Origin of the sequence: Providencia sp. PROV040 (assembly GCF_032706145.1) — a bacterium.
Lineage (GTDB): Bacteria > Pseudomonadota > Gammaproteobacteria > Enterobacterales > Enterobacteriaceae > Providencia > Providencia hangzhouensis.
The window spans coordinates 1,993,543-2,007,478 of sequence record NZ_CP120530.1 but is presented as its reverse complement, the minus strand read 5'-3'; the positions used below and the strand labels follow the sequence as shown (position 1 = coordinate 2,007,478).

The window sequence follows — 13,936 nt, the reverse complement described above, 5'->3', positions numbered from 1 at the left end:
AAAAACAATAAAAATATATCACTACCACATTATTTCCGTTATAATTTTAGTTGTTTGCAGACACCACAGAAGAGGACTTATGAGCTACTTTTTCGCCCACCTTGCTAGAATGAAACTCATTCACCGCTGGCCTTTAATGCGCAATGTACGAACTGAAAACGTTTCGGAACATAGCTTACAAGTGGCTATGGTTGCCCATGCTCTTGCTATCATCAAAAATCGTCGATTCGGCGGTCAGGTTAATGCAGAACGAATAGCCATGTTAGCCATGTACCATGATGCGAGCGAAGTTATCACTGGAGATTTACCAACTCCGATTAAATATCATAATCAGCAAATTGCTCATGAATATAAAAAAATAGAGAAGTTCGCCCAGCAAAAATTACTCGAAATGCTACCAGAAGAACTGCAAGATGACTTCCGTGAGCTAATTATTGAAGATTCACAGACTGATGAAGAACATTCATTGGTTAAACAAGCTGACTCATTGTGCGCTTATTTAAAATGTTTAGAAGAGCTTTCCGCGGGTAATAGTGAATTTAAACTTGCAAAAAAACGCCTAGAGAAAATATTAGAAGAAAGGAAAAGCCCTGAAATGGACTATTTTATGGAAAAATTTGTCCCAGGTTTTAAACTTTCCCTTGATGAAATCAGTAATTAATTTTTTTAGTAGGAATAATAAATATTCCTACTCTGCATAAGCAGTTATTAATTATACTTCGTTAAATGCCGTAGAACAGTCAGACGATGACGGAAAATGCACATACAGCCGCTTAAAGTCCCCATTAACCCCCAAAACCACTTTTCCTTTATCTTCAAAGGTAATAGAACAATAAAAACTCGATTTTGTACGATATTTTTTGCCACTTTTAGTTGTTATTTCAACTACCCAGTAATCATATGAATCATTAATACCGAGCTCATATTTAAATGCAAAAATATCTTTCATAACTGCTTTATTTGCAATATTAGACAAAGTTTGTGAACTGGGATATTTTTTCGTTCTGCTATTACTAAGGTTATTAATATAATGCTCAATGACAACAGAACTTAAGTCTTCCCCCCAAAAGTTTTCAAATGTTGCCAAGCCCAAATAATACCTTTCCGGTGTAGCAGTTTCTTTATTCATATTATATATTCCTCACATTGATTTGTCAGAAATAAGCTAGCATTTCATTTATCAAATGAAAAAACGAATAAATATTAACGCTTACGTTTTTTTAATAAAAAACCATCAATAACGATTTGCTTTTCATTCGTTATTGATGGTAATTTTGAGATTATAAATAACAAAAATTAATTAAAGGGAAATAATACCGGTACAACCAAAATACTAATTAGCATTACGATAATAGTAAACGGCACACCAATTTTTAGGAAATCAGCAAATTTATACCCACCAGGCCCTAAAACTAAGGTATTCACTGGTGATGAAACTGGAGTCATAAAGGCAGCGGATGCGGCTATCCCAACAATCATGGCAAAAGGAAGTGGTGAAACCTCCATTTGACGCGCCGCCGCAATGGCAATCGGCGCCATTAACACCGCAGTTGCAGTATTGGAAATAAATAAGCCAATAGTGGCGCACAAAATAAACAGGCACAATAGCATCACGTGCGGCCCTAACCCACCAGCCACTTTCATTAACGCATCGACAGCAAGCGCAATCCCCCCTGTTTCTTGTAATGCTAGCGCAAAAGGCATCATCCCAACAATTAAGATAATACTAGGCCAGTGAATTGACTTATAAGCGCTTTCCATATCGATACAGCGAAATTTCCCCATTAACAAACAGGCAATAAGTGCTGCAATAAAATTAGGAATTTCATTGGTCACCATCATCGCGACCATTAGCGCCAAACAAAACAAGGCATGAGGAGCCTGAGACGCAGCGGGTGCAACAGCTTCAACTTCAGCAGCTAGGTTCAATACAATAAAGTTACGCGGCTTAGTCGATAAAATTCGGATCAATTTCCAGTCACCAATAACTAATAAAATATCACCTAACCTAAGCGGTTCATCAACTAGCTTTCCATCCAGTGCCTTGCCATCTCGACGAATACCAACAACGTTCAAACCATAACGAGTACGAAATTTAATGTCCCTCAACGATTTCCCCAATAGTTCGGAATCAGGGTTCATCGACACTTCAGCCATTCCCACATCACGTGATTGGTCTGAAAAATAATCTCCCCGTAAAATCATCGGTTCAAGAAGTTGCTCGCTACAAAATTGGCGCAAATCGTCATCACTCACGGATATATCGACTAATAAAACATCCCGCTCGCGTAGCTCGGTTCCCCCCGTTGCACTCACCATCACGCGACGGAATTTACGCCAACGCTCTATCCCAACCACGTTAGCTTCATAACGGGAGCGAAGATGCAGTTCATCAAGCGTATGGCCTATGAGTGGCGAGCCTTTGCGGATAGCAAGGCGGCGAGCTCTACCCGTCAATTTGTAATCACGAATTAAATCACGGAAAGTACGTCGATAACGCTCAGGGAGTTTGTCGGGTTCATTACTGCCTAGCCAACGCCTTGTTAGCCACATGTAGGCAATACCGGCTAATAAAATGAGAATGCCTATAGGGGTAATAGAAAAAAATTGAAAGCCTTTGATCCCCTCTCGTACTAACTCACTATTCACTACCATATTCGGTGGCGTGGCCACCAGTGTCATCATTCCACTGATAAGCCCTGCGAAGCCTAATGGCATCATCAACCGGCTAGGGGACGTTTTCATGCGTGATGCAACGCTTAATACGACGGGGATAAAGATAGCCACCACTCCTGTGGAACTCATAAAAGCCCCTAACCCAGCGACAGTGAGCATTAAGAAAACCAGCATTTTGCTTTCGCTGCTTCCTGCAACGCGAACAAGCCAGTCTCCCATTTGATAGGCTATCCCTGTGCGAACAAGTCCATCACCAATGACAAACAATGCTGCAATTAGCAGGACGTTGGGGTCAGCAAAACCTGCGGTAGCTTGTTCTAGCGTTAAGGTATCGCTCAGCACAAACGCGACAATGACAAGTAACGCGACCACATCCATGCGAATTTTATTTGTGGTAAATAGAACTATCGCAATCAATAGAAGGGTTAAGACCCACAGCAATTCTCCGTTCAAAATATCCCCTTTCGACGAAAAAAAACATTGCTAAGAATTTTATTTAGTTAAGCATGTTTTACGGAGAATTTCTTTGATTAAATCACCATTAAGTCAAATTAGACACGAAAAGTTCATAATCACCATTATTGTCAGGTCCCATAACGGAAATTTGTTCCAATGAACTCACAATTACTTGAATTTCATCACGACGAGGCATCCCTTCTGGTGCATGGACTGCCACCACTTGGCAACCAGCTGTTAATGCTGAATGGATGCCTGCTTGTGCATCTTCAAAGGCAATACAGGATTTTGCAGGAAAAGAAAGTGCTTGGGCACCAAGTAAAAACGGCTCTGGGTCAGGCTTACCTTTGGACACTTTTTCAAATGTTACCCAATGTTTAGGCTCTGGTAACCCTGCCGCTTGTTGACGCCCATGAGCAATTGGTACAGTACCAGAGGTGACAATTGCCCACGGTGCACCAATTTCATTTAAACGCGTCAGCAAAGCAATAGCGCCGGGTAGAGCAACAACGCCCTCCACATCTTCGCTTTCCATTTTTTCTAGCCAATGGAAGTATTCCATAATTTCTTCATCACTCGCCTCGGGTAAAAAATGGCGCAAACTGGTCATTGCGGGTTTACCATGAATATAGCTAATAACTTCGTCCGCACTTTTACCAATACGCTCACCAAATTTGCACCAGCAACGTTCAACGACTGCGAGTGAATCCGCTAACGTACCGTCTAAATCAAATAGAAACCCTTTTGCCTTTAATTTCACATCTACCCCTTTAATTTTGCAATTCACATAACATAAAAAGTTGAATCGATTCTAGCCCACTAGTTAACGCTAAATAGGCGCCCATACGCAACCTCAATATTAAAAATAGTTAAGAATTGAGCCTAAGACATAAATTTGAATGCGCTAGGGCTGTTGATCTTTGTGTTTTTTGAACGACATGGTGATTTCTGTTGTATTTCCATTGAGGGAAAAACCCAAGGCAACATCACTGCCGGTGCATTTACTGCCGATTCTGTCGGTAATATCTATGTGCAAGGTCATGAAGACCAAATGCTGGTGCAAGAATTTTCTCATGTTGTGACTGTACCGACTGACCCACAATCCGGTCAACCTTCAGGCCAACGTGCGCACAAGCCGTTCCGTTTCACCGTGGCGTTAAATAAAGCCGTTCCACTGCTGTATAACGCCTTAGCGTCTGGCGAAATGCTGCCGAAAGTGGAACTGAAATGGTACCGCACATCGGTTGAAGGGAAGCAAGAGCATTTCTTCACCACCACATTAACGGATGCGACTATCGTGAATATCGATTGCCAAATGCCACACTGCCAAGACCCCGCGAAAGCGGATTTCACGCAGTTAATCGAAGTCTCTCTGTCTTACCGTAAAATCGATTGGGAACACACCGTTGCAGGCACATCCGGTGCTGATGACTGGCGTGCGCCGCTCGAAGCGTAAGTTCAAATTTAGCGAGCCTTTCGAGGCTCGTTTGCGTTTTTAGCTTTTTCTTCCGTAGAGGAAATTCCCATGTCTTGGACAGACCCCAATAAAAACAAACGACTTGGCAGCCCCGAAAATAACCCGCTTATTCATGGTGGCGGATACACTGGCGGCAGAACCTATGCACAGGACCAAGCCTTGCAAGAAGCCCATGGTCAACTGCTAGAGCGTATTATGAATGGCGAAATGGGGACGGGATTGGTATTCACTGGCACAATTGGTGGGCTACCTGAAAACACCTTTCAAGTGACCCAGTTTGATTTGCAAGAAGGGCTTTCCCAGCTCTTTTCACTGTCGATTCAGGCGGTCAGCCCGTTACCCGAGATTGATTTTCAAACGGTACTGGGTGTGGCCTCTTCGTTGACTGTAAAGCGAGATGGAAAAATTCTTCGCACGGTACAAGGCATTTTAGCCGGGGCAGAGCAAGGCAATACCGATGGGGTTAAAACCTGGTATCACTTTGTGATACGCCCCGAAATGTGGGTGATGACGCTTAAGCAGGACAGCCGCATTTTCCAAAATATGACGGTGCCGAACATTCTTGAGACGCTATTAAGCGAGTCTCACATCAAATTTGATAAGCAGTTTTACCACCCTGAAGAGCATCTAAAACGCGAGTATATCACCCAAAAGCGTGAAACGATGTATGAGTTCTGGTGCCGCCTCGCTGCCGAAGAAGGGATTAATTACTGGTTCGAAGAAGGCCCACAACTGTTTTACAGTGACCGTCATTTAGGCATGAAAGCGGGGATATCGCTCACCTATAATCCGCAATCTGAAACGGATATCACTGACAGTACCGCCACCACATGGCGCTATGCTGAGCAGTTGTGCAGCGATATTCGTGTGGATAAAGATTATAATCAACTTCGCCCCTCTTACCCACTGAGCCACCAAGTCACTGGGGAAGTTCATCAGCAACATGAAGTGTTTGAAAGCTATGGTCGCTTTCAAGAGGATGCACAAGGGCAACCTTTTAACCAAATTCGTTACGAGCAATCACAAAACCAGCGGCAAGTAGGTTCAGCGACAACGAACTGCATTGAGTTAGCACCGGGACGTATTTTTACTTTGTCTAACCACCCCAGCGCGCGTATGAACACCACATGGCAGGTGGTGAGTGTCTCCCATCACGGTGTGCAGCCATTAGCGGATAACAGTGGTGGTGAAGGCACCCAACTGAGCAATCAACTTTCCTTTGTGCCCAGCACCCAAGAGTGGCGTCCGCCTTACCGATATAAGCCGCTTGCCGATGGGGATGAAGTTGCGACAGTCGTCGGGCCGAAAGGGGAAGAAATCTACACGAACAGCAAAGGGGAAGTGACCGTCTATTTCCATTGGGATAGGCGTGGTATCCCTGACCACAGTGCGTCTTGCTGGGTACCTGTGACGCATGGCAGGAGCGGAAATGGCTATGGGTTTATGAGTATCCCCCATATTGGGCAGCAGGTTTTAATCAGTTACCTGAATGGCGACATTGACCGTCCCGTCATTACGGGGTGCATGTACAACGGTCGCAATGCCCCTCCGTTAGATTTACCGACCCAAAAAACACGCACCACCTTTAAAACGTGCACTCATAAAGGGGAAGGTTTTAACGAATTACGTTTCGAAGACCAAGCAGGGCAAGAAGAAGTATATATTCATGCCCAGCGTGACATGAATGTGCATATTCAACATGATAGCCACACCCATGTTCAACAGGATGTCAAACAGCGTATTGACCAACACCGTTTTACTGACATTCAAGGGGATGACCACCTTCACATTAAAGGGACGCACAAGGCTCAAATAGAAGGTGATATCTCTGAACAGGTGCTTGGCAGTTATCACCAACAAATTAACGGTGCACTGGTGAGTGAAAGTGGTCAAGAGACCCACATCACCAGCCAAGGGAAAGTGGTGATTGATGCGGCGACGGAAATTACCTTAAAAGTGGGCGGCAGTTTTGTGCGAGTGACACCGGGCAATGTGTTTACGTCAGGCAATGTGGCGATTGGCGACAGTGCCGGAGGCTCAGGGCAAGCGGTAGACATTCAATTGCCGGATGGCGTTGACCCGTTTGCGATACCGCTTTATCCGATTAAACCCTATTGCGCGATGCAAGCCCAAGCGACGGGCAGTTGGGTGATTAAGCCTAATGGGGGAAACCAATGAGACTCACCCCTTGGACAACATGGTTAACGGCATCGAATACCGACCCTATCTATTTACTGCTCAATACGTTAGCCACACCCAACCCGACAGACTTATTGTTTGCCAACGATTGGGTTGAACAGGCATTTCCTATTTACAATAGCACCTCACTGGCCCATTTAATCGGTCAGAGCCCGTGGCTTGTGCAATTAAAACCGAGTGCGTATGCCCCATTGGGGCAACTGCTTGACCGTAAAGGCTTAAGTGATAACACATGGGGCTGGGCGTATCGCAGTTCGCTGGATTGGCAATACCAGTTACAGCATTGGCAAAACCGCCAATTGGTGGAGCTGAATGAAGAGCTCGTGGTGCTGCGTTTAATGGACACACGTATTGCGAATGTGCTTATTCCCAAAATGCGTGCGGTGGATTGGTCTGTGCTGATGACCCCTGTTCATGAGGTGATGCTGGAGACACCCAGTGCCCCTGCTTTTTTTGAATCGCCTACCCGGCATAACCCTTTACCCATTCCTGAACTGCAAGCCCGTCCGTTTATCATGGGGGAACACTTACAGGCTGCGTGGGAAAACTCCGCCCAATTTATCCAGCTGTTAGCGGAAAACCTGGCGTGTGAACTGTGGGAAAACCACGCAGAGGTCGCTCTATCACTCGACACACCGGAAGGCCAACTTCACCGACGTTTAGTGGATTGGTTACACTTGCATCCAGCTCAAGCTGGGGATATCCATACACGCACCGCCACACAATTTACGGACTATGCCCAGCAACAAGGCTGGTTAACCACGACAACGGAGCCGTCATGAGTCAGAAAGTCGAATCGTGCATTATCTGTGAAAACTACCGATTTTGGTTAGAGCTGCAATTGGTCGATGACAAGGGACAACCCTTAGCTAACGTGCCCTATTCGCTCGCCGAGCGAGGCACAGGCCGTACGATGCAAGGCAGTAGCGGCCCACAAGGCCTGATTAAAGCGGAAGGCTTAACGGCTCGCCCGTATACACTTAGCCTTGAAGCGCAACCCTTAGCCGATGCCCTGACAACGCTGTCACCTCCGGCGGCTATTCAAGGTAACGATAAGTCACTGAGTGATTATTGCCGTGAGCAGGGGTATCTCCTGAGTGAAAACAACCGCGCAGGGGCGTTTAATCCCAATGCCCCAACGACCGTCCACCGCATGACGACAGGGCAAATAAGCCGTTCTACCCACTATCAACAACGGGATAAGGGCTATCCCCTATTGTTCCCCTATGACCATCGCCGTGTGATTGCGATTAAGCGCATTGCAGAGCCCGTGTTTGCCAAATCCACGTTGAGAGGTCTGGGCAATACCGATGCGGGTGATACCGTCGAAGACTTGGCTAACTTTGGGCTATGTGATTACAACGCGTATACCTGTGGTATTGATGCCGCAGCGAAACAACCGAGCCAACGTTCTTCCTCATTTTTGAGCTTGTTAGGGATTGGTACTGCCAATGCCTTCGTAGCTCCTATGCCTCCGAGTCCTATAGGCGGATTCGGTGGAGCAGCGGCAGGTGGCGCTATGGGTCAACAAGCAATTAATCCACCGGATATCAATCAAGACTCAAGGCGATTTGCTTTCCAGTCTGAAAATGACTATGCAATAGCCAAAGGGGTATCGAAAGGATTGGGTTCGTCGACTTGGTTTGACAGTGCTCGCGTATTGGTTGGTATGATACCAAATATCTATGATGGGGATAGTTTAACGCATCCAGACCTACTTGAGATTGCAGAAATAGGCGGAACAGCCCCAACGCGTTTACGGGTGGGTTTTGCCTCAACGGGAACCACAGCGGCAGCGGTGGCAAGTGCATCTCAACTGATTGCGTACCATACTGAGCGAGACAGTGGCTTTGACCAAGTGCCAGTGATTAAAGGTGAATTGGCTTCCGAAGCCGAAGCGCGAGAAGTGTTGAGCTTACCGATATATCAATCCTCAAATGGATTGCCGAGCGCTAATAACCAAGCCGAAATTTACCGTTTTGATGCAGATGGGACAACCCTTTACATGGGCGTGGCGGCATCAGGGGAGATAATTAATATCTCTGCGCGGATTGATGATATTCCAAATGAACCCATCATTCATGCGGGCCCCTCACCGTTGCCACAAAAGGTCGAAAAACCTGAAGGTTTTGCTATTCATGAGTCTGATACTCGGCCTGAAACACTGCCGATTGCGGATGATGGAATAGTTTGGCGCCATACGGGACACGATGTTGAACCGGTGGATTTTCGGGATTATATTCTGACGGCTGAAAGAAAGGATGTAAAATCTGCTTATGTAAGTCTAGAAAAGGAGTATAAGAAGAAAATACAAGACTTTGAAGCAGAATATGGTAGCGACAATATACATGGCTTACGTAGGCATGGTTCCGGTACAACATTAGAACAACAAAAATACAGATCAAAAACTGGATATACTCCCGATGGAGTACAAGGTAGTCCAACTAATTCAACACGTTTTATCAATCCACAAGATCAGTTAGAAGCAATAGAAAAAGCGGGTGAATTATATGATCCTAACATTCATACAAATGGGCGTGTCGATGTTGACATGGGAAGAATCGTTGCGGAAGGCTATACAAAAGAAGGCGAATACTTTCAAACATCAACAGTAAGAGCTGGTTTTGATAAAAAAACAGGAAAAATGTATAGCATATTTGGAATAAAATGAAATGAAAAAGATAAAGATTAGTAGATGGTATATATCTGGATTTTGGGCTCCACTTGATGGTGGCCCGAATGAAGATGAAGCGTTATTGAAACTGAATTTGAATAATCATTCAAGTATTGATTTAATTGTTGATAAAATACTTAAGCCGTATATTGATATGTTGCCTTTAAAGTATCAAATTCGTTTCAAGGATAGTTTTAAGTATGCGATAGCATACTATTCAGAAAAAGAGCTAAAGGATTGCTACTATACTGGAGCACCTCAATTAGACTTACCTGACGGTATAACCGCTCGGGATTTTTATATCTATGTATGGAATTTAATGTATAAGAACGAAAGTTATTTGGCATCTGAGAAGGATAATTATACTGAGCTTTCACTTAACGAAATTTATAAAAAATAGTAGAGCCATTAAAGTATATCGAGACGAATAAAAAAATAATAGCAATTGTTTGATGTTCAATTACCAATCGATATATTGGGGATAATTTAATAGGGAATATTAGTGACTATGTCTATGGTTTATAATCGATTCAGTTTAATTGCCATCATCATTGGAGCTTTTAGCATTCTTGTAATACTTGTTAATCAAAGCCTTGAGCGTGAATACGTCCAATCCAAACCTAAGTTAGAGCAAATTGTTCATGAAAAGGTAAGTAGTATAAAAAAAGCGACAATCGATGCAATTAAAGGAAAAGCGTATCAAGCTCCTACTGTTGATCCTGCCAATGAACAGCGACAGCTTTTATTAGATAAAATTGAATTATCCAAACAAATTAGTATAACGCTCAGTGTGTTTGGCATTATTTTGACTGCTATTTCATTTATTCGCCATGAAAACAAAAAATCGGGCAGGATAGCGTTAGCGCTAAATGGGAGTGTTCTCGCTATTTCTCTTCTATTGTATGCTGCTGGCGTAGCTAGCATTGTTGCTGTTTTACTTGTCATTTGGTTTATAGGTCACTTTTTTGACATTTTTAGTATTTGCTAACTTTTTCAGAAAAGCACCCTAATTTTTTACGTAAAACAGGTGATTTTAAGTATCAGCTTGAACAGCTTTTAGCAAAGCTTGATCAGGAGAAAAAACGCAATGCGTAGTCTTGTGAACGGCAGAAAACTCATTTTAAAAAATGATACTACCAATACAGGCGGCACGGTTCTAACGGCTTCTTCTCTCGCCAAACAAACCCAAGGGGTCGCTTGTGTAGGCAACTCGGTTTATTGTCCTTCATGTAAAAAAACCGGCACTATCATTGAAGGTGATAGCTTAATGAAGATTAATGGTATTCCTGTTGCATTAGAAGGCCATAAAGTCGCTTGTGGATGTTCTGGGGGCTGTGTGCTTGTTGCTGTAGGCTAAATGTTAATGTGTTTTAACTTGCTCATATAGCTCGCATATCAGTGTCACGTGTTACTGCTTTACTAATGACAAGCAAATATGCTCTAAATATTCACGCTGTAGCTAGGCGACTAGAGAAGATATCTCGGGGAACATACAAATGTACGTGACCCGAGTCGCCGAACGCAACAGCGCGAAGAATGACGAGCATTAGGCATTTAAAATTTGGGCAATCTCCACTGCTGATAAATGATACTGCCTTGGACATGCATGCCAAATCGCTAACATACGATTATATTTTTCCCACATTGGCGTTTGCGAGTTAAACCCATGCGTCCCGCTGTCAAAGTGGGTATAACGCCCTTCCGTGTTGACCATAAAACGGACATAGCTCAGATAACGTGCTTCTGTTGCCGCATCAAAGCCCAAAAATTGCACACGGCGGCCATCAATGTCTTCCTTATTAGCCATGTTGCTATAAGAGACTTGCAGCGCATGGTACATTTCCATTATATCAATAACAGTACGGCAGGTATCTTCACTTAAATGACCAAAGTCTCTGTCTAACTCACGCATTTGTAAACCGAAACCACGTTCAATAATGGTTTGTTGTCGGCGATAACGTTCTGCATTATCGGGGTCAAGCATGGTCATCATTTTATATTGATTAGATAAGATCAAGCGTTGTGCGTTAGTCATTTCCATCAGGGTTCTCCCACTAAAAAGTATGGCTTATCTTCGCATTCAACATCAATCATAGACAGTGAAAACATCGCTTTTATTGATCTAAACACTATTTTTGCATTACTTATTGTTAAATCTACCTTTTAATAGAAATTATCCCTTAGATATCTTCCATAAAGGAACGATCTAGCTGGTTAAATGCACGTTTTAGCAAGTCAGCCAACGCCATATAATCGGGTTGGTGTTCAACTGGTGCCATCGCAATTCCCGCTTCGGTAAATTTATCACGGATCTCATAAAACCAGCTTAGCAAGCTGGATGGCAAAGGCGTCGCCGCACGTTTTCCTAACCACCATAAGCCTTGCATTGGCAAACTACAGGCAAAAAGTGCCGTGGCAATGGCAGGCCCCAATTGCCCACCTAACGCGATTTGCCATGCTAATGTAAAAATTGCAATGGGCGGCATAAAGCGAATACCAAAGCGTACCGCCTTGTTAATACGAATTTCGGGGAATATCGGCGACAGTTTTTTCTCCATAGGAAAAGCCTTCAGATAGCGGTTACCTAATCTAAAGCGCTTAAAAAAACCGGGCGGTGTACTTTGCAATGTACTCATGAAACGTTTCCTATCGACTTCTTAAAAACTGAGGCAATAATTTATAAATTACGCATGGTAAAATGATAGCACATTTAAGGTAACGAAATTATTTCATTACATTTACCTTAAGTTAAGTCAATTTACTAAATATCAGCTATTCTAATAGCAACGTAACCCTGTGCTATAACACTACTTTATACGTCACTTATGATTTTAATCAATCAAAGTCCCTATTTTTAAAAAAAACGTATAAAATATAAAATAATTTTAGTAGAATCTGCCACATTTAGAATTGCTGTTGCACTTGTTATTTTTTAGCTTTATCCATCTTCGATACTGAAGATAGACAACAGTTATATATTGGGGTTGTTGGTCGTTATTTCAACACTAGGTGCAGAGGTTTACTTTTATAACCTTCTGTAGAAAAGAATAGCGCCTGCGTTATCAACCCCTGAAGATCTCACGATCTTTAACTTTTTTCGCCTTTAACATGATATCAATCATGATGTTTCAGGTCATAAATACGCTAGGCTCTAGCGGTATATTTTTATATCTGAGTCTTTTCATGTTTTTAAAAGGCTTCACAACAACAATTAACGATAGGTATTTCCATGTCAAGTAAGCTGGTACTGGTTCTAAACTGCGGTAGCTCCTCACTGAAATTCGCCATCATCGACCCAACTAATGGCGATGAATTTTTATCTGGATTAGCTGAGTGCTTTAACCTCCCGGAAGCCCGTATTAAGTGGAAAATGGATGGTGCTAAGAAAGAAGCGCCTTTAGGTGCTGGTGCAGCGCATAGCGAAGCATTGGATTTCATTGTTAACACTATTCTTGCTGAAAAACCTGAGCTATCAGAGCAAATCACCTCCATCGGTCACCGTATTGTTCATGGTGGTGAGAAATTTACCTCTTCTGTATTAATCACAGATGAAGTGATTGAAGGCATCGAAGCGGCTATTCCATTCGCGCCATTGCATAACCCTGCTCATCTCATCGGTATTGAAGAAGCAAGAAAATCCTTCCCGCATCTGGTCAACAAAAATGTCGCTGTCTTTGATACCGCATTCCATCAGACCATGCCGCAGGAAGCTTATCTGTATGCATTGCCATACGAATTATATTCAGAGCATAGTATTCGCCGTTATGGTGCGCACGGTACAAGCCATTACTATGTTTCCCGTGAAGCTGCGAAAAAACTCAACAAACCTGTTGATGAGCTAAATGTTATCACTTGCCACCTAGGCAATGGTGGTTCTGTTACTGCTATTGTTAACGGTAAATGCGTTGATACTTCAATGGGTTTAACGCCATTAGAAGGTCTGGTAATGGGAACACGTAGTGGTGATATCGACCCTGCAATTATTTTCCATTTACATGATTCTTTAGGTATGAGTGTTGAGCAAATCAACAAGATGCTGACCAAAGAGTCTGGTTTATTAGGTTTAACTGGTGTAACAAGTGACTGCCGCTATGTTGAAGATAACTACGGCACTAAAGAAGACGCAACTCGCGCAATGGATGTTTTCTGCCATCGTTTGGCGAAATACGTTGGTGCATATAGTGCTCTGATGGAAGGCCGCCTTGATGCTATCATCTTCACGGGTGGTATTGGTGAAAACTCAGCGCAAGTTCGTGAAATTACCTTGAAGAAACTGGCTATCCTTGGTTTCGAATATGACCACGAACGTAACTTAGCGGCGCGCTTCGGTAAAGAAGGTTTAATCACTACCGATAACAGCCGCCCAGCACTGGTTATCGCAACCAATGAAGAGTTGGTTATCGCCCAAGATACTGCGCGTTTAACCGCATAAGCAACTTCTACCGCCAGCAACC

Annotated in this window: 14 protein-coding genes; 9 read left to right on the top strand and 5 right to left on the bottom strand. The window is 43.4% G+C overall.

Annotated elements, in window-relative coordinates; genetic code table 11:
* The first annotated feature begins 79 nt into the window (after positions 1-79).
* Entirely contained in the window at positions 80-661 is a 582-nt protein-coding gene (yfbR, locus tag P3L40_RS09200) for a 5'-deoxynucleotidase (RefSeq protein ID WP_196732110.1), read from the top strand.
* Between the two features lie 51 nt (positions 662-712).
* On the opposite strand, the gene P3L40_RS09195 is transcribed toward yfbR, so the two are convergent.
* The 3 genes from P3L40_RS09195 to P3L40_RS09185 form a co-directional block, all read right to left on the bottom strand.
* Positions 713-1,129 carry a hypothetical protein gene (locus P3L40_RS09195; RefSeq protein WP_228677068.1) on the bottom strand — a complete coding sequence of 139 codons (417 nt, stop codon included), beginning with the start codon at positions 1,127-1,129 and terminating at the stop codon, positions 713-715.
* A gap of 167 nt (positions 1,130-1,296) precedes the next feature.
* Positions 1,297-3,129 carry an SLC13 family permease gene (locus tag P3L40_RS09190; RefSeq protein ID WP_004259790.1) on the bottom strand — a complete coding sequence of 611 codons (1,833 nt, stop codon included), beginning with the start codon at positions 3,127-3,129 and terminating at the stop codon, positions 1,297-1,299.
* A gap of 88 nt (positions 3,130-3,217) precedes the next feature.
* Positions 3,218-3,892 (bottom strand): sugar phosphatase, encoded by a 675-nt coding sequence (locus tag P3L40_RS09185; RefSeq protein WP_036958082.1) that lies wholly within the window; start codon positions 3,890-3,892, stop codon positions 3,218-3,220.
* 162 nt (positions 3,893-4,054) lie between these two features.
* Between P3L40_RS09185 and P3L40_RS09180 the strand changes: the two genes are divergently transcribed.
* The 7 genes from P3L40_RS09180 to P3L40_RS09150 all read left to right on the top strand — a co-directional run bounded on the left by P3L40_RS09180 (position 4,055) and on the right by P3L40_RS09150 (position 10,839).
* Positions 4,055-4,588, top strand: a complete 534-nt coding sequence (locus tag P3L40_RS09180; RefSeq protein WP_410482068.1) for an Hcp family type VI secretion system effector — start codon at positions 4,055-4,057, stop codon at positions 4,586-4,588.
* 69 nt (positions 4,589-4,657) lie between these two features.
* Positions 4,658-6,787, top strand: coding sequence for a type VI secretion system Vgr family protein (locus P3L40_RS09175; protein ID WP_316928035.1), 2,130 nt, complete (start codon positions 4,658-4,660; stop codon positions 6,785-6,787).
* The gene (locus tag P3L40_RS09170) at positions 6,784-7,590 is read left to right on the top strand and encodes a DUF4123 domain-containing protein (RefSeq protein WP_210852351.1); all 807 of its coding nucleotides are present in this window, start codon (positions 6,784-6,786) and stop codon (positions 7,588-7,590) included. The genes P3L40_RS09175 and P3L40_RS09170 overlap by 4 nt, the downstream gene beginning before the upstream one ends.
* Positions 7,587-9,479 (top strand): hypothetical protein, encoded by a 1,893-nt coding sequence (locus P3L40_RS09165; RefSeq protein WP_210852349.1) that lies wholly within the window; start codon positions 7,587-7,589, stop codon positions 9,477-9,479. The genes P3L40_RS09170 and P3L40_RS09165 overlap by 4 nt, the downstream gene beginning before the upstream one ends.
* Position 9,480: 1 nt before the next feature.
* On the top strand, positions 9,481-9,882 hold the full coding sequence (locus P3L40_RS09160; protein ID WP_004257363.1) for a hypothetical protein: 402 nt from the start codon (positions 9,481-9,483) through the stop codon (positions 9,880-9,882).
* A 108-nt stretch (positions 9,883-9,990) separates the two neighbouring features.
* The gene (locus P3L40_RS09155) at positions 9,991-10,470 is read left to right on the top strand and encodes a hypothetical protein (protein WP_196732348.1); all 480 of its coding nucleotides are present in this window, start codon (positions 9,991-9,993) and stop codon (positions 10,468-10,470) included.
* Positions 10,471-10,569: 99 nt separating this feature from the next.
* Positions 10,570-10,839 carry a PAAR domain-containing protein gene (locus P3L40_RS09150; RefSeq protein WP_136135030.1) on the top strand — a complete coding sequence of 90 codons (270 nt, stop codon included), beginning with the start codon at positions 10,570-10,572 and terminating at the stop codon, positions 10,837-10,839.
* Positions 10,840-11,028: 189 nt separating this feature from the next.
* On the opposite strand, the gene P3L40_RS09145 is transcribed toward P3L40_RS09150, so the two are convergent.
* Both P3L40_RS09145 and yfbV read right to left on the bottom strand, forming a co-directional pair.
* Positions 11,029-11,523, bottom strand: a complete 495-nt coding sequence (locus P3L40_RS09145) for a YfbU family protein (protein WP_210852347.1) — start codon at positions 11,521-11,523, stop codon at positions 11,029-11,031.
* Positions 11,524-11,662: 139 nt separating this feature from the next.
* Complete coding sequence (yfbV, locus tag P3L40_RS09140) at positions 11,663-12,118, bottom strand: terminus macrodomain insulation protein YfbV (RefSeq protein WP_004257353.1); 456 nt, start codon at positions 12,116-12,118, stop codon at positions 11,663-11,665.
* A 593-nt stretch (positions 12,119-12,711) separates the two neighbouring features.
* Here yfbV and ackA point away from each other — a divergent pair.
* Entirely contained in the window at positions 12,712-13,914 is a 1,203-nt protein-coding gene (ackA, locus tag P3L40_RS09135; RefSeq protein WP_004257349.1) for an acetate kinase, read from the top strand.
* Positions 13,915-13,936 lie beyond the last annotated feature (22 nt).

Excerpts from the sequence above, each read along its gene's own strand:
- P3L40_RS09150 (WP_136135030.1), top strand. The coding sequence starts at position 10,570 with ATGCGTAGTCTTGTGAACGGCAGAAAACTCATTTTAAAAAATGATACT.
- P3L40_RS09195 (WP_228677068.1), bottom strand. The coding sequence starts at position 1,129 with ATGAATAAAGAAACTGCTACACCGGAAAGGTATTATTTGGGCTTGGCA.
- P3L40_RS09145 (WP_210852347.1), bottom strand. The coding sequence starts at position 11,523 with ATGGAAATGACTAACGCACAACGCTTGATCTTATCTAATCAATATAAA.
- P3L40_RS09165 (WP_210852349.1), top strand. The coding sequence starts at position 7,587 with ATGAGTCAGAAAGTCGAATCGTGCATTATCTGTGAAAACTACCGATTT.
- P3L40_RS09170 (WP_210852351.1), top strand. The coding sequence starts at position 6,784 with ATGAGACTCACCCCTTGGACAACATGGTTAACGGCATCGAATACCGAC.
- P3L40_RS09160 (WP_004257363.1), top strand. The coding sequence starts at position 9,481 with ATGAAAAAGATAAAGATTAGTAGATGGTATATATCTGGATTTTGGGCT.
- ackA (WP_004257349.1), top strand. The coding sequence starts at position 12,712 with ATGTCAAGTAAGCTGGTACTGGTTCTAAACTGCGGTAGCTCCTCACTG.
- yfbR (WP_196732110.1), top strand. The coding sequence starts at position 80 with ATGAGCTACTTTTTCGCCCACCTTGCTAGAATGAAACTCATTCACCGC.
- P3L40_RS09155 (WP_196732348.1), top strand. The coding sequence starts at position 9,991 with ATGTCTATGGTTTATAATCGATTCAGTTTAATTGCCATCATCATTGGA.
- yfbV (WP_004257353.1), bottom strand. The coding sequence starts at position 12,118 with ATGAGTACATTGCAAAGTACACCGCCCGGTTTTTTTAAGCGCTTTAGA.
- P3L40_RS09175 (WP_316928035.1), top strand. The coding sequence starts at position 4,658 with ATGTCTTGGACAGACCCCAATAAAAACAAACGACTTGGCAGCCCCGAA.